The 16,311-nt window shown below is 39.1% G+C and carries 16 protein-coding genes; 15 read left to right on the forward strand and 1 reads right to left on the reverse strand.

What is annotated here, in order from left to right:
• Positions 1-195 precede the first annotated feature (195 nt).
• From tsaE to tsaD, 4 genes are read left to right on the forward strand one after another with little or no spacing between them, the layout of a single operon-like run.
• On the forward strand, positions 196-657 hold the full coding sequence (tsaE, locus tag BMW30_RS07845; RefSeq protein ID WP_091475945.1) for a tRNA (adenosine(37)-N6)-threonylcarbamoyltransferase complex ATPase subunit type 1 TsaE: 462 nt from the start codon (positions 196-198) through the stop codon (positions 655-657).
• A complete protein-coding gene (gene tsaB / locus BMW30_RS07850; RefSeq protein ID WP_091475542.1) occupies positions 638-1,276 on the forward strand; it encodes a tRNA (adenosine(37)-N6)-threonylcarbamoyltransferase complex dimerization subunit type 1 TsaB in 639 nt (212 codons plus the stop codon). Before tsaE ends, tsaB begins: the two co-directional genes overlap by 20 nt.
• On the forward strand, positions 1,252-1,704 hold the full coding sequence (rimI, locus tag BMW30_RS07855; protein ID WP_245705663.1) for a ribosomal protein S18-alanine N-acetyltransferase: 453 nt from the start codon (positions 1,252-1,254) through the stop codon (positions 1,702-1,704). Before tsaB ends, rimI begins: the two co-directional genes overlap by 25 nt.
• Positions 1,694-2,716: a tRNA (adenosine(37)-N6)-threonylcarbamoyltransferase complex transferase subunit TsaD gene (gene tsaD / locus BMW30_RS07860; protein WP_091475544.1), complete on the forward strand. Its 1,023-nt coding sequence runs from the start codon at positions 1,694-1,696 to the stop codon at positions 2,714-2,716. The genes rimI and tsaD overlap by 11 nt, the downstream gene beginning before the upstream one ends.
• A 146-nt stretch (positions 2,717-2,862) precedes the next feature.
• On the opposite strand, the gene BMW30_RS07865 is transcribed toward tsaD, so the two are convergent.
• Positions 2,863-4,788, reverse strand: coding sequence for an ABC-F family ATP-binding cassette domain-containing protein (locus BMW30_RS07865; RefSeq protein WP_091475546.1), 1,926 nt, complete (start codon positions 4,786-4,788; stop codon positions 2,863-2,865).
• Positions 4,789-4,909: 121 nt separating this feature from the next.
• Between BMW30_RS07865 and BMW30_RS07870 the strand changes: the two genes are divergently transcribed.
• The 11 genes from BMW30_RS07870 to BMW30_RS07920 all read left to right on the forward strand — a co-directional run bounded on the left by BMW30_RS07870 (position 4,910) and on the right by BMW30_RS07920 (position 15,938).
• Entirely contained in the window at positions 4,910-5,551 is a 642-nt protein-coding gene (locus BMW30_RS07870) for a redox-sensing transcriptional repressor Rex (RefSeq protein ID WP_091475549.1), read from the forward strand.
• A 2-nt stretch (positions 5,552-5,553) separates the two neighbouring features.
• Entirely contained in the window at positions 5,554-5,781 is a 228-nt protein-coding gene (locus BMW30_RS07875; RefSeq protein WP_091475551.1) for a Sec-independent protein translocase subunit TatA/TatB, read from the forward strand.
• A 47-nt stretch (positions 5,782-5,828) separates the two neighbouring features.
• Positions 5,829-6,620, forward strand: coding sequence for a twin-arginine translocase subunit TatC (gene tatC / locus BMW30_RS07880; RefSeq protein ID WP_091475554.1), 792 nt, complete (start codon positions 5,829-5,831; stop codon positions 6,618-6,620).
• The gene (locus BMW30_RS07885) at positions 6,610-8,103 is read left to right on the forward strand and encodes a glycoside hydrolase family 32 protein (protein ID WP_091475557.1); all 1,494 of its coding nucleotides are present in this window, start codon (positions 6,610-6,612) and stop codon (positions 8,101-8,103) included. Before tatC ends, BMW30_RS07885 begins: the two co-directional genes overlap by 11 nt.
• A gap of 89 nt (positions 8,104-8,192) precedes the next feature.
• A complete protein-coding gene (locus BMW30_RS07890; protein ID WP_091475558.1) occupies positions 8,193-9,032 on the forward strand; it encodes a MurR/RpiR family transcriptional regulator in 840 nt (279 codons plus the stop codon).
• Positions 9,033-9,151: 119 nt separating this feature from the next.
• Positions 9,152-9,964, forward strand: a complete 813-nt coding sequence (locus BMW30_RS07895) for a hypothetical protein (protein ID WP_091475560.1) — start codon at positions 9,152-9,154, stop codon at positions 9,962-9,964.
• Between the two features lie 224 nt (positions 9,965-10,188).
• Entirely contained in the window at positions 10,189-11,091 is a 903-nt protein-coding gene (locus BMW30_RS07900; protein ID WP_091475562.1) for an ABC transporter permease, read from the forward strand.
• 13 nt (positions 11,092-11,104) lie between these two features.
• Positions 11,105-12,025 (forward strand): ABC transporter permease, encoded by a 921-nt coding sequence (locus BMW30_RS07905; protein WP_091475565.1) that lies wholly within the window; start codon positions 11,105-11,107, stop codon positions 12,023-12,025.
• A gap of 15 nt (positions 12,026-12,040) precedes the next feature.
• Positions 12,041-13,090 (forward strand): ABC transporter ATP-binding protein, encoded by a 1,050-nt coding sequence (locus tag BMW30_RS07910; protein WP_091475568.1) that lies wholly within the window; start codon positions 12,041-12,043, stop codon positions 13,088-13,090.
• Positions 13,077-14,198 carry an ABC transporter ATP-binding protein gene (locus tag BMW30_RS07915; protein WP_091475571.1) on the forward strand — a complete coding sequence of 374 codons (1,122 nt, stop codon included), beginning with the start codon at positions 13,077-13,079 and terminating at the stop codon, positions 14,196-14,198. The genes BMW30_RS07910 and BMW30_RS07915 overlap by 14 nt, the downstream gene beginning before the upstream one ends.
• A 96-nt stretch (positions 14,199-14,294) precedes the next feature.
• On the forward strand, positions 14,295-15,938 hold the full coding sequence (locus tag BMW30_RS07920; protein WP_245705664.1) for a glutathione ABC transporter substrate-binding protein: 1,644 nt from the start codon (positions 14,295-14,297) through the stop codon (positions 15,936-15,938).
• The last annotated feature ends 373 nt before the right edge of the window (positions 15,939-16,311 follow it).

Below are 16,311 nucleotides of genomic sequence, written 5' to 3' on the forward strand. Positions count from 1 at the left end.
AGCTCTCCAGCGCCGATGGTAGTTGGATGTACGTCCCGTGAGAGTAGGACGTCGCCGGGCGAATGAAGACCTTCCTTAATTGGGAGGTCTTTTTTGTTGTGTAAAAGAAAATTGAGACACAGGCACTCTACATGTATCATGCTTTGTTGTATAATCGATAGGATAGAAGGTGAATGGATAATGGGTAGTGAACGAATAATAATAATTAATAACATAGAAGAAACTGAACAATTAGCAGCATTACTATCAAATCGATTAGAACCAGGGTATACAATATTGTTAACTGGTGATCTTGGTGCAGGGAAAACAACATTGACTCAAAATGTTGGTAAATACCTAGGTGTTAAGCGTCACATGACATCTCCAACGTTTAATATTATAAAGTCGTATCATTCACCCGTTAAAGGTTGTACTGTTCATCACATGGATTGTTACCGATTAGAAGATAGTGATGATGATTTAGGCTTTGATGAATATTTTAATGATGAATCGATTAATATTGTAGAATGGCCACAGTTCATTGAAGAATACTGGCCAGATGAACATCTTGATATCAATATCGAATATGTCGATGAAACGCGTCGTAAAGTGACACTCAGTGCGACACCTTCAATGTCTCATATCGTGGAGGAATTGTATGAAAAGTTTACTGATTGATACATCGAACCAGATGTTGTCTATTGCAATTAATGAAGATAAAATATTGCTTGCTGAAATAAATACGAATGTCAAAGTAAACCACTCTGAGACGTTGATGGTCTATTTGGACGACTTGTTTAAAACCGCGCGCGTGAAGAAAAAAGATATTGATCGTATTATCGTCGCGCGCGGTCCGGGATCTTACACGGGCGTGCGCATCGGTGCGACGGTTGCAAAGGTGCTCGCAACGACTTTAGATATCCCATTGTACAGCGTGTCCAGTCTGTTCTCGATGTATGCGTCTGCACGGCACTTGATTCATGAAGGACCGGTGTATCCGATCATCGATGCACGCCGGGGGACAGTGTTTGCGAGCGGTTATGACAATCATGAAGAAATATTGCAACCCGTTCATATTAAGTTTAGTGAGATTGCTTCGGAAACGTCGATTTTTATCGGCAATCGTACGGATAAGATTGCAAGTTCGATTCCAAACTTTAAGCATATTCAAACAAGAATTTCAGAAGTTGAAGCGTACGATACTTATATAAGAGAAGAGAATGTGCATGGGTTTGTCCCAGAATATTTAAGATTGTCGGAGGCGGAATTAAATTGGAACCAACAATCAAAAAAATGACAATGAATGATGTCACGCGTATTGTAGAAATTGAAACAGCATCGTTTGAAACGACTGCTTGGAGTAAAGAGACATTTGTTAAAGAATTAACTGGAAATAAGTTTGCACATTATTATACGGTATCATTGGATGACAACATTGTCGGTTATTTTGGTATGTGGATTGTAGAAGATCATGCGCAAATTACGACGATTGCTGTTGATAGGGACTATCGTGGCAGAAAACTTGGTGCTTTTCTTTTGGAATATGCGATTACACTTGCGGCATCGCATCATGTTGATGTCGTGAGTTTAGAAGTAAAGATTGATAACGAACCAGCGATTCGTTTATATGAATCATTTGGATTTAATTATGGTGGTATTCGTAAGGATTATTATGGTCCTGGTAAGGATGCCAATGTTATGTGGGTGAAAGTAAATGAACGATGATGTAATCATTTTGAGTATTGAGACAAGTTGCGATGAAACAGCTTGTGCGATTATTAAAAACGGTCATGAAGTGATGTCAAACGTCGTCATGAGTCAAATAGAAAGTCATAAACGATTTGGTGGTGTCGTGCCTGAAGTGGCTTCACGTCATCATGTCGAATCAATCACTATAGTGATTGAAGAGGCGTTAGAGAAAGCCGATGTTACGCCGAAAGAATTATCGGTTGTCGCAGTGACGGAAGGACCGGGATTAATCGGTGCACTACTTGTCGGTATAAACGCTGCAAAAGCATTTAGTTTTGCACATGATTTACCACTGATTAATGTACATCATATTGCGGGTCATATATATGCGAATCAATTGCATCAACCGCTTGAGTTTCCACTCATTGCGCTCATCGTATCTGGTGGGCATACTGAAATCCTATATATGGAAGATCATTTATCATTCGAAGTGCTTGGTGAGACGCGGGATGATGCTGTCGGTGAAGCTTACGATAAAGTCGCGCGATTACTTGAGTTGCCTTATCCCGGTGGGCCACACATAGATCGTTTGGCACAAGTTGGTTCGGATACGTATAATTTACCGCGTCCTTATTTGGAAGATGATACGAATGATTTTAGTTTCAGTGGGTTGAAGTCAGCTGTCATCAATAAGATTCATAATGCGAAGCAAAAAGGTGAGGAAGTCATTCCCGAAAATATTGCAGCGAGTTTTCAAGAGAGTGTCGTTGATGTGTTGACGAAGAAAACGATGCGTGTGCTAAAAGAGAAGTCGGTCAATCAGTTGATCATTGCTGGCGGTGTTGCGGCAAACAGTGGTGTTCGCAGTGCATTTGAATCACTTTCAAATACTCATGGTTTTGAATTATCAATTCCAGCGTTAAAATATTGTACGGATAATGCAGCGATGATTGGTGCGGTTGCGTATCATATGTATGAAGCAAATATGTTCTCGGATTTATCTTTAAATGGAAGAAATACGATAGATATAGAAGAAATACGCGTATGATGTGGTTATCCACAAATCATACGCGTGTTTTTCATGAGTTATCCACAAACTGTGAATAACATGTCGATAAGTATTGAATTCATCATGTTTTTGACATGATTTACGCACTAAAAATAGTTTTTTCTGTGGATAACGCTGTGTATGAATCAATTGTTGTTCGATGACATCGTTTCCTCAATCGATTCATACTCTGTCATGATTGAAAGTAAGTGTTCATTTTTTTCATTCAGTACTTTGTTCAGTGCTTGTGCTTTTTCAAAGTCATTATAAACCTCAGGTTCAGTTAACTTGTTCTCGATGGAATCTATTTCCTTCTCAATTATCTGCATCTCTTCTTCGATTTCATTCAATCGTTTTTCAAGTCGTCTCATCTCGTTACGTGTGGCTTTTTGTGCTTGATAATCCACCTGTGTTTCATTTTTGGTTTGTGTTTGCGCCACGGATTCAATCGCTCGTGCTTTTCTCTCTTCTAACTTTTCTAAATAATAGCCGTAATCACCTTCGAATATATCAACAGTTTCTTCTCCGAGGCGTATGACTCTGCTTGCAATGCGGTCGATGAAGTACCTGTCATGGCTGACGAATAGAATCGTACCTGGATAGTCTTCTAATGCTTGTTCTAACACTTCTTTACTATCGATATCTAAATGGTTGGTCGGCTCATCGAGTATGAGTACATTGTTCTTCTCTAGCATGAGCTTTGCCAGTTGGATGCGTGATTTTTCGCCACCACTCAGTGAAGAGACTTGTTTTAGTACATCGTCTTGCGTAAACAAGAATTGTCCGAGGACACTACGTACATCCTTCTCGTTCATCTCAGGATATTCGTGCCAGAGCTCTTCAAGTACTGTGCGATTAGATGAAATCTCCGCTTGCTTCTGATCATAATAACCAATCGATACATTGGAACCATATTTTATTTCGCCATCAATCGCATCTAAACGTTGTGCGATCGTTTTAACAAGCGTTGTCTTGCCGATACCATTTGGTCCGATGATGGCGATGCGATCTGATTTCTTCACTTGGATTGTAATGTTGCTGTTTAAAACGACTTCGTCATGTCCAATCGAGAGATTTTTAATTGTGAGTACATCGTTTCCACTTTCGCGTTTGATGTCAAATCGAAACTTCGCTTTTTGACGGTCTTCCATTGGCACTTCTAGACGCTCAATTCTTTCGAGTTGCTTACGTCTGCTCTTTGCCATTCCACTTGTCGACGCGCGCGTAATATTTTTTTCAACAAACGTTTCGAGCGTTTTGATTTCTTTTTGCTGCGCAGTGTAGCGCTTCATTTCTAATTGATATCGCTTTTCTTTCTCAATTAAATATTTAGAATAATTTCCGTGGTAAAGCGTTCCTTTGTAGCGTTCGATTTCAAATATTTTGCTGACGGTTTTATCGAGAAAATATCTATCGTGACTGATGATAACGACGGCGCCAGGGAATCCGACTAAGTATTGTTCAAGCCACTCCACAGTTTCCATGTCCAAATGGTTGGTCGGCTCGTCAAGAAGTAGTAAGTCCGGTTGGTTTAATAACATTTGTCCAAGTGCGAATCGTGTTTTTTGTCCACCGGAAAATGTATTTACAGAACGATAAAGATCATCCATAGAGAAATTTAGGCCTGTGACAATCGATTTGATTTTACTATCGATCAAGTAGCCGTCTCTTGCTTCAAATTCATTTTGAAGAGATTCCAATGTATCTAATTTCTCCTGATATTCCGGATGTTCATATTCATTATGACCGAGCCATTCTGACACTTGATCTAGCGCGTCTTTGATCTTCAAAGTCTCTGTAAATGGCTTTGACATCTCGTCATAGATGGTTTCATCCGATTCGAGAGACATCTGTTGAGTTAAGTATCCGATTTTTACAGTCTTTGGAATACTAAGTGTACCACTATCATATTGTGATACGCCGGCCATTATTTTCATCAATGTTGTTTTACCTGCACCGTTCTTTCCGACGATCCCGATGCGCTCGTTCGACTTGATTTGTAAACTGACTTGATCGAACACTAAGTCAGTAACATATAGTTTTTTTAAATTATGCATTTGTAAGACGATCATGCTATCCCTCATTCCATAATCAGTGTACAATAAATGCACGTAAGATACGATACTTATGCGACATTAAGCACTATTTGTGGTATAATATTTAAGAAAATTAATATAAGGGAGTATGGGCATAATGAGTGATCGAATTATCCCAGAAGCAACAAAGCGACGTATGCCCATCTATTATAAATACTTTAAATCACAGCAAGAAGCAGGCACAAAACGCGTATCATCAAAAAGTATTAGTGATTCATTAGATATAGATTCAGCAACAATTCGCAGAGATTTTTCATATTTTGGGGAACTGGGCAGGAAGGGCTATGGATACAATATTGATTCATTAGTCGATTTCTTCAGTGAGCAAATATTTGGTAAAACAGTTAAGAAAGTCGCAATTATCGGTGTCGGAAACCTCGGCAGTGCATTGCTACGCTACAACTTCGGTGGCAACGTGAGCAACTCGATGCAACTTGTTGCAGGTTTTGACATTGATGAGACAGTTATTGGTAAGACTATCGGAAATTGTGTAGTATATAACATGGATGAGTTAAATCATATTGTAAAAGAAAAGAATATAAATATCGCAATTTTAACTGTTCCAAAAGAGAGTGCGGAAGAAGCAAAAATAGCGATTGAAAATGCCGGGATTCATGGAATTATGAATTTCGCGCCGGTTAAACTTACGGGACATGAAGGCTTAGTGATTCATGACGTGGACATAACACTTGAATTACAGTCATTATGCTTTAATATGAAATTAAGTAGAGGTGAATAAACGTGATATTTTTACCACAAACATTATCATTTATCAGTCCAACAGCAGCAATCATTATCGCAGTCGTCGGTCTTATTCTATTCGGTTCAAAACGTTTGCCGGAGTTTGGACGTTCTATCGGCGTCTCACTAAAAGAATTTAAAGACGGTATGAACGGTGTCGTAATGACTGAGGACAAAGAAAAGAAACAAATCGATCATGAAGAAGAAAAGAAATCAAAAGAAGACTAATTGTAAGGTGGCGAATGCCACCTTTTTTTGAAGTGTGAGGTGTTAAAATGAGTGAAAAAAAGAACGAACAAATGAAAGAGCAATCCTTCGGAGAACACTTAACTGAACTGCGGTCCCGACTAATTGTCACGGCATACTTTTTCTTTGCGGGACTTATCATCGGTTTTTTCGTGTCTCGACCGTTAATTTATTACATGCAAAATGCACCGTGGACGGATAACATTCAGATGCATGCGTTCCAAGTGATGGATCCGTTAAGAATTTACATTCTCATCATGGTTGTCGTTGCGTTTGTCATCACACTGCCAGTCATCATGTATCAAATATGGGCATTCGTTTCGCCTGGTTTGTATGAGAAAGAACGCCGTATTACGCTGTCTTATATACCTATCGTCATGTTGCTTGTGTTGATCGGATTTGCATTTAGTTATTTTATTCTCGTGCCATATATTATCCGATTTACATTTGATCTTTCTGCATCCATGGGTATCCAAACGACTATTGGTATCAACGAATACTTCGGGTTTTTATTTCGCACGGTATTGCCATTTGGTGTCATTTTCCAAATGCCAGTGTTGGTATTGTTTTTAACACAACTCGGGATTATTTCACCACCATTTTTAAAGAAAAACAGAAAATATGCCTATTTCATTTTGTTTGTTCTAGCAGCAATCATCGCACCACCTGAACTCACGACGAACATCATATTGACAATACCGATGATTATCCTGTATGAAATAAGTATAGTCATTTCGAAATATGGTTATAAACGTTATTTAAAAGCTGAGGAGCAGCGTATCTCTGAAGGTCTAGAAAGTGGTGATTTGGATGAGTCTTAATAGTTATAATGAAAAAAAGTTGGATGAGCTGCCGAGGACAGAAGTCGATGCCTTGATTGAGCGTGCAAAAAATAGTCAGTGGCGACAAAAGTATCATGTTCAGCCAATCTTTGGTGAGCTCGGTCATCCCACTGTATTTATTCATCACAAACATCACTATCACGTGTTTTATCAGTGGTTTCCACTCGGTGCAGATAAAGACATCCCATATTGGTATCATGTGACGAGCCATGATCTATCGCTGTTTGAAAATAAAGGGATATTTATAAAACCGGACTCTCTTTATGATGATCTCGGCGCATTTTCAGGCGATGCATTGTCGTTTGATGACAGCTTGATGGTGTTTTACCACGGTAGGTGGATGCGAGCTGGCAACCGTATCGAATCACTTTTATCGGGTGAGATGAATGAGCGTGAGAAATTCGATAAGGATACGACCATCGTCGACATTGAAATGGATAATTTCGAATTAACGAAGATAAAAGACCCGGCATTATTTCAACATAAGCAAGATCTTTATTTCATTACTGGTGCCATGAATGCTGAGGAATATGGAAGATTGGCTGTATTTAAAGCAGATGATGAATACATTCGTTATAAGGGGGAACTGACGACTGGATTCAATGAGTTTGGCTATCAGTGGGAGTTTCCAGATATCATCGATATTAATGGGAAAACGTTGTTGTCATTTTGTCCGAAAGGTATCGATAAGTATCAAAACCATTACCATAATATGTTCCAAGCAGGGTATATGATTGGAGAAATCGATTTTGATCGTTTAGAAATGATTCATGGGCCATTTTTTGAATTTGATAATGGCTTTGATTTTTACGCACCACGACTTACAAAAAGTCCAAAGGGAAAAACGATTTTAATCGGTTGGATGGGCATGAAAAATGGCGAATATCCAACAGATGAAGATGGATGGCGTCACTGTCTAACGATTCCGAGAGAATTGACGATTGTTAAAAATAAATTGCGTCAAGTACCTGCACAAAATCTTGAATTGATGCGTGGTGAACCGATTGAAGCGGAAGGCTATATCACACAGTTTCCACATAAGATGCGAGACTTTGCTGGTGATAATTATGAAATGATCATCGATATTGAAGAGAATACTTCATCGATTTTATATGTAAAATTACGCCTGAGTCATCGTGAAGAAACGGTGCTGAAGTACGATCAAGAAACTGGAGAGTTTACGTTAGATCGTGGACTCAGCGGTCGTTTACCGAAAGATGTCGACGGTGCAGTACGTAAAGTTGTGTTAACTGAACCATTGAAACAGATCAGAATTTTTATGGATATTTCAAGTATTGAATTGTTTTTAAATGATGGTGAAGCAGTGATGAGTGCCCGCATATTCCCTGCACATGATGCGACCGGTGTAGAGCTATCGACAGAGACTGGGGAATGTCAAACTAAAATTACACAATACCCACTGAATGCATTTCAAAATGCTCCAATCGTTAATAAACGTTAGACCAAAATTAAAATTAAATGAAAAAAGATGTTGCAATTTTTATCTTAATGTAGAAAAATGTAAATATATACATTGAGGTGGTGGACATCATGTTTTCTGTATTAAGTCAGATTAGCAAGCGCTTAGAATATATGACGCCGGTGGAAACGCGAATCGCACATTATATGTTAGAGAACCCTGCTCAAATCATTCAGATGCCGGTTAAAGAGATCGCTAAGCAATCACAGACGAGTGATGCAGCAATTGTTAGGTTCGCTAAGCGCATCGGACTAAATGGAATTAAAGAATTAAAAGTTGAACTTGCTAAGGAGATACACACGCTGGATGATATGAACGTTTCCCGTGTGATCGATCTGGAAGAAGATTCACGCAAAGTAATTTTTGAAAAAGTATTTCGCAATACTATCCAAGCGTTACATAATACAGAACGGATCGTAAACCGGTCAAGTATTAAAGAAGCAGCTGCAGTTATGTTAAAAGCTAAGAATACTTTGATATTTGGAATTGGTGATTCTGGTGCAGTCGGACATGAATTTGAACAAAAATTACACAGAGTAAATGTCAACGCCTATTTCACAGCAGATAAGTATTTGTGTCTAACTAAGCTGGCCAATTTTACAAGCAAGGATGTTTTATTCGTCATCACATTGAGTGGAAAAACACAAGAGGTTATTGAAGTCGTAAAAAAGGCCAAGGAAAGAAATATAACGGTGATTATTTTAACGCAGCATCATGCATCTACGGCGAAGCGACATTCTGACATTGCGATTGAAATAACAGAGGAAGAAACAAACATACAATATATGAATATGACGAGTCGAATATCACAGCTTGTCGTGTGCGATGTATTATTTTTCTACATCTGCAAGTCACTCGGCTCAGAGGCATATGTGAATATTATGAAAACTTATGACGTCATGCAAAACTAAACCATGTACAATATTACATGGTTTTTTATGTATTTGAAATGTAACTGAAACATTAACTTAAATATATTGTGGTAAATTAAGTAATGAGTAGTTTGTAAAAGATTGGTGGTGTTTATAAAATGAAACGATATATGAAACCGGCTTTGATCTTTGGTGTATCGATGCTTTTATTTAGTCATGTCCAAGTGGCGACCGCTGATAGCCCTGATCATAATGAGTCGGAAGATGTAAACACAGAGGAACAAGTTGATGAGCAAGTGAGTGAATCACCAAATTCTAATGTCGCAAACACGTCCAAGCGTGATATTGAGTTTGAAACAATTTATGAACCAGATAAAAAACCTAAAGATGAAACACCACAAGAAGAGCCATCTGAAAAAGAAGAGGGTTCTAACGTGCTTGCGCCAGCAGAGCCTGAAGAAGATATCGATGGCATTGTAAACAATGACGATGAAGAAGTCGGTGAAGATGAAGCTGACGAAGAGACGACAATAGAGACGCCAAATGAAGAAGCACCTGATGATTCAGAAGATATTGAAGAAGATACAGAAGTCTCTGAAGAAACACCGGATGAAGAATCAGAAGAAGATATAGATTCAGAGGAAACTGAAGAAGAGAACGAAGAAGAACCAATTGAAGAAGCACCTGTTTTAGATAAACGAGGAAAAATTACGGACGAAGGTTTAAATCGATTAGATGATCGTGTCAATCGTGTGATGAGTGAAAAGATTACAAAGTCAGATCAGTCTCGAAAGTCGAAAAATCGTGACGATGTAGACAAAGAAGCGGACGATGAATTCATTATCGAACGTATGCAAAAGTTCCTATCACAACAGTCTGCGTTCAGTAATCAAGATAAGACATTTGTTCATGAACTTGTCGTCGATAAAATCATAGTAAAATATATGAGACCTGTTCGATTACCATTATAATATATATGAGTGTAAAAAGACGCTAATACTGTAAAGTATCAGCGTCTTTTGTATTTTTATCGTATGAATGATATTAACTTGTAATATTCTGAAAAATGTATTTATATTATAAATGTTTGTATAAAAAATCAAAGAATGTAATTGCACAACTAGAATATTATCTATATAATTCACTTAAGCATTCAACTACATACAGATTGAATCGATTAGAGGAGGTTAATTGAATGAGTCAGAATAACGGATATCAAGACATGACCAGTACTCAGCTGCTAATGAAGAATATTAAAGAATTCTTCGGAAGATTGAATAAGAACAAAGCAGCAATGGTAGGGTTCTATGTCTTGGTTATTTTATTTTTCATTGCTGTATTTGGATATTTAGATGCGAGATTTGGATGGCTAGGTATTAGTTCTACCAAAACTAACTTAACAGCACGCCTAGAAGGTCCATCTGCTGAGTTTTTGTTCGGTACAGACCATATGGGACGTGACATACTCTATAGAATTTTCCATGGTATGCACATTACACTCGGCGTTGGATTTGCTGCAACATTTTTAGCAGCCCTAGTGGGTGTTCCACTCGGTATTCTCGCAGGATATTACGGAAAATGGATCGATTCCATCATCATGAGAATAATGGACGTGTTACTCGCATTCCCTGGTATCTTACTTGCTTTATTCATCGTAAGTATCCTTGGAGGTAGCACGATCAACGTGACAATTGCCGTTGCGATATCCGCGGTGCCTCAATTTGCAAGGATTGTACGTGGATCCACATTGACAACGAAAAATCTAGAATATATCGATGCGATACGTGCACTTGGTGCAAAAGACTTTAAAATAATATTCCAGCATATCTTACCGAATATTATGTCACCGATTATCGTAAACACATCAATTTTCTTAGCGTCAGCCGTTTTATCTATTGCAGGACTTTCGTTCCTAGGACTCGGTGTACAACCGCCAATTCCTGAATGGGGTGCAATGTTAAATGATGGTCGAAACTATATGTATCAAGCAGGTCATATTACATTCTTCCCAGGTATGATGATTGTAATTGTAGTACTTGCATTTAACTTACTTGGTGATGGTTTACGTGATGCACTTGATCCAAAGCTTAAAAATTAAGGAGGACTAGGACATGATTAGGTTTATTACACAACGTTTAATCCAACTAATACCTGTATTATTTGGTGTAACTATTTTAGTATTCGGTATCCTACACTTGACACCTGGTGATCCTGCTTTAATCATGGCTGGTGAAAGTGCACCTGAAGCGACTGTCAATGCAATTAGACGTCGATTAGGATTAGATAACCCATTACACATTCAGTATTTTGATTTCTTAAAAAATGTACTGACTTTAGATTTTGGTACATCGATTCGAGATAATATTCCGGTATCTGACCATATCAGCGCGAGATTCTTCATTACATTTGAACTCGCAGTTATATCAACAGCATTTAGTATCTTTGCTGGATTACTTGTCGGTATCGTATCAGCTGTTTGGAAATACAGCTTCTGGGATGTATCATTGATGGTAATTACATTATTCGGTCTTTCAATGCCAAACTTCTGGTTAGGACTAATGTTAATTCAGTGGTTCTCAATCAATCTAGGTTGGTTTGCACCGACAGGTTGGGGTAACCCGAACCAAATGGTACTACCAGTTATTGCATTAGGTACTGCAGGTGCTGCAATTATTGCGCGTATGACCCGCAGTAGTATGCTTGACGTTATCGGTCAGGACTACATTAGAACAGCGAGAGCAAAAGGTGTTAAAGAACGTTCAGTAATTTTCAAACACGCACTGAAAAATGCATTGATTCCAGTTGTCACTGTTGCAGGTTTACAGTTTGGTTACTTCTTATCAGGATCTGTATTAACGGAAAGTGTATTCGCAATCAACGGACTCGGTCGTTTAATCATTGACTCGATCTTTGCGCGTGACTTCCCTGTCGTACAAGGTACTGTACTTGTTTTAGCAGTGATGTTCGTTACAGTTAACTTCCTAGTAGACATTACGTATAAATTCTTAAATAAACGTGTTGACTTAAATTAGAAAGGAGCGGTAAGGATGGCTGAGGAATTACAACAAACAAATGTAGGACTAGATGAATCGCCAGAAGCCGTACTAAAAGTGGATGACCTGCGCACATCTTTCTTCGTTGGTAAAAGCGAGGTAAAGGCAGTCGATGGGGTATCTTTTGAAGTACCTAAAGGTAAGACGCTTGGTATCGTTGGTGAATCTGGTTCGGGTAAAAGTATTACCGCTTTATCGATTTTAAACTTGATTGAGAAGCCAGGTGAAATTAAAGGTGGCTCAATTAAATATAAAGGTGAAGAACTCGTCAATGCGAAGATCTCACGCATGAGAAAAATTCGCGGTAACGAGATTTCAATGATATTCCAGGAGCCAATGACTTCATTGAATCCTGTGTATACAATTGGTGACCAATTGAGCGAGGTAATTAAAATCCACCAAAAGTTCGGTCCGAAAAAGCAAAAAGAACGTGCAATTGAAATGTTGAAACTCGTTGGTATTCCATCACCGGAAAAACGTATGAAGCAATATCCATACGAACTATCAGGTGGTATGAGACAACGTGTCATGATTGCCATTGCACTTGCATGTAAGCCTGAATTACTCATTTCAGATGAACCAACAACTGCACTTGATGTGACAATCCAAGCGCAGATTCTTGAACTGATAAAAGAACTTCAAGAAGAAATTGGGATGAGTGTTATTATGATTACCCATGACCTTGGTGTCGTTGCGGAGACATGTGACTATGTCGCTGTTATGTATGCAGGACGCGTTGTAGAATATGCCGATGTGTATACGCTGTTTGAAAATCCAAAACACCCATATACAGTCGGTCTGTTAAACTCATTGCCACGTCACGATATTGAACAAGATGAACTGGTTCCGATTAAAGGGAACGTGCCGGCACCACATGAAATGCCACCGGGATGTAAGTTCGCTCCCCGCTGTCCATTTGCTTCAGACATTTGTAAAGAAATGCCTGAATTAAAGAAAATCGATGATGGAAACGATGTTCGCTGCTGGATTTATGATGAACGCTGGGATGGAGAGAAGGGAGTAAAAGTTTATGAAAACAAGTGAAGACATACTTCGTGAAGAAGAAAATGAAGAAATACTTCGAGTTGAAGGATTAAAACAATACTTCCCGATCAAAGGTGGATTCTTTGGTCGTACAGTGAACCATGTTAAAGCAGTAGATGACATTACATTTACAGTAAACAAAGGTGAAACCGTATCGATCGTTGGTGAATCAGGTTGTGGTAAGTCTACAACAGGTCGATCTATTTTAAGATTGGAAGAACCGACAGAAGGAAAAGTATTCTTTGAAGGTAAAGACATACTTGCACAATCGAAAAAAGAAATGCGCGATATGCGTGACGATTTACAGATCATTTTCCAAGACCCATACGCATCGCTCAACCCACGTATGACGGTTAAAGCAACTTTAATGGAAGCGATGGAAATCACTGGTGCTGTACCAAAGCGTGAACGTGAACAGCGCGTCATTGATTTACTTGAAACAGTTGGTCTTCAGCGCCACCAGATGCACCGTTATCCACATGAGTTCTCAGGTGGTCAACGTCAGCGTATCGGTATTGCACGTGCACTCTCAGTTAACCCTAAATTAATCATCTGTGATGAAGCGGTATCTGCACTTGATGTATCGATTCAAGCACAAGTGTTAAACTTGCTTAAAAAGTTACAGCGTGAGATGGGCTTAACATACTTATTTATTGCACACGACCTCGGTGTTGTGCGTCATATTTCAGATCGAATCATCGTGATGTACTTAGGAAAAATTGTGGAGTACGGCGATACGAAGAGTATTTTCGAAAATCCACAACATCCATATACGAAAGCACTTTTATCGGCTATACCGGTGGCTGATCCACGCAACAAGTCAGACCGTATTTTCTTACGTGGTGATATTCCATCACCAATCGATCCGCCAACGGGATGCCGTTTCCATACGCGCTGCCCATTCGCGACAGATCTTTGTAAAACAGACACGCCAGTGCTTGAAAACAAAGACCCGGAAAGCAATGCGAAACATGAAGTTGCGTGTCATTACGCATTAGATATTCAGAGCGGTAAACACGAGGCGAACTATGAGATGAGAGATGTGCGTAAAAATATTGACGATGAATCATTAGAAGCGTTAGAAGGTCAAGAAGAAGAAAGATATTAGGTAATTTTTGGTTGTATAGTTATACTCGGTGTTGTATAATGTACTTAATTAAATTAAAATTTAATTAAAAAAATTTTCTATTAGGAGGAAAAATTCGTGAAAAAACGCAGTATTTTAACTTCATTACTTGCAGTAACGCTAGGTTCAGTATTAGTTGCTAACGCAGCTGATGCACAAGAAGAAGGCGGTGGAGATTTAATCATCGCTGACATGAGTGACTTAGTCAGCTTAGATCCACATGGTAACAACGATGTACCTTCAAGTAACGTCCGTGCGAACATCTACGATACGTTAACGATCTTAGATGAGAACATGGAAGTTCAACCACACTTAGCAGTTGAGTGGGAAGAAACAGATGAGAATACGTATAGCTTTACATTAAGAGACGATGTAGTATTCCATGATGGTACCGAATTTAACGCAGAAGTTGTTAGAGCAAACTTACTTCGTGTAACTGACGAAAACTTTGCATCACAACGTGCATTCCTTTATGAAATGATTACTGATATTGAAGTTGTAGATGACTATACAGTTGAAATTACGACAGAATATCCTTTCGCACCTTTACTTTCGCACTTAGCACATGACGCAGGTGGTATGTTATCACTAGATGTCATTACTGAAGACTACAACCAAGCATTAGAAGGCACGGACTATGACTATGAGTCATACGTTGAAGCTTTAGTTGCTGGTGAAGAGTTTGACGAAGACGTCGTTGCGGCAATCGGTGAAAACATCGGTGAGTATGCTGCACAAAATCCAATCGGTACAGGTCCATTCGTGTTAGAGTCACGTTCACCTGGTGACAACACAGTGCTTGTACGTAATGATGATTACTTCGATGAGCCTGCATTATTAGACTCTGTTACGTTCAAAGTAGTTTCTGAAACTGCTTCACGTATCGCTGAGTTAGAGGGTGGATACTCACACGTTATCGGTGCAGTTGACCCAATTAGTAGAGATCGTGTAGAAAACCATGACGAAACTTATTTAGATGAAACTGAGTCAATGTCATTATCTTACGTTGGATTCAACGTAGAGGCAGAATACTTAGATGATCCATTAGTGCGTCAAGCAATCTCTTACGCAATCGATCGTGAAGCAATCATTGCTGGTATTTACGATGGCGTTGGTATTGAAGCAATTGGTCCATTAGCACCAGCTGTATTCGGTTACGATGAAAATGTTGAAGGTATTACTTACGACATGGACAGAGCAAAAGAATTAATGGCTGAAGCAGGTTACGAAGATGGATTTGAAATTTCACTTTGGACAAACGATAACCCACAACGTGTTGATACAGCAGTATTTATGCAAGAATCACTTGCTGAATTAAACATCGATGTATCAATCGAGCAAGTTGAGTGGGGTGCGTACTTAGAAAGAACAGCTGACGGTGAGCACGACATGTTCATCTTAGGTTGGTCAGTCGTAACTGGTGATGCAGACTACGGTATGTATCCATTATTCCACTCTGAACAAGTGGGTGCGCCAGGTAACCGTTCATTCATCCAAAATGATGAGTTAGATGAGTTACTAGAAGCTGGACGTCAAGCAATTGACCCAGATGAGCGTTTAGAGCATTACTCTGCAGCACAAGATCTACTTGTAGACCTTGCGCCAATGGTTTACATCCACCACTCAAACTACTTAACTGGTGTTCGTGACGAAGTACAAGGCTTCGAAATTAACGCTTTAGGTATCTACCAGTTGAAAGATGTATCTATCAGCGCTGAGTAATTTTAAATTAAATTTTAAGCCTCCAATCCCAGTTTGGGATTGGAGGTTTTTGTGTTTGTTGGAGTTGGAGGTGGGTTTATGTGTCAATGAGAGTTGCTCACTGACACGCAAATTGATTTGCGCGTCAATGAAAGTAGCTCACAGGCACGCAAATTGACTTGCGCGTCAATGAAAGTTGCTCACAGACACGCAAATTGATTTGCGCGTCAATGAAAGTTGCTCACAGACACGCAAATTGATTTGCGTTCCAATGAGAGTTGATCACAGACACGCAGATTGATTTGCGTTCCAATGAAGCTCGCTCACAGACACGCAGATTGATTTGCGTTCCAATGAAACCCGCTCACAGACACGCAGATAAGTTTGCGTTCCA

The organism is Aliicoccus persicus (genome assembly GCF_900110815.1).
Classification (GTDB): domain Bacteria; phylum Bacillota; class Bacilli; order Staphylococcales; family Salinicoccaceae; genus Aliicoccus; species Aliicoccus persicus.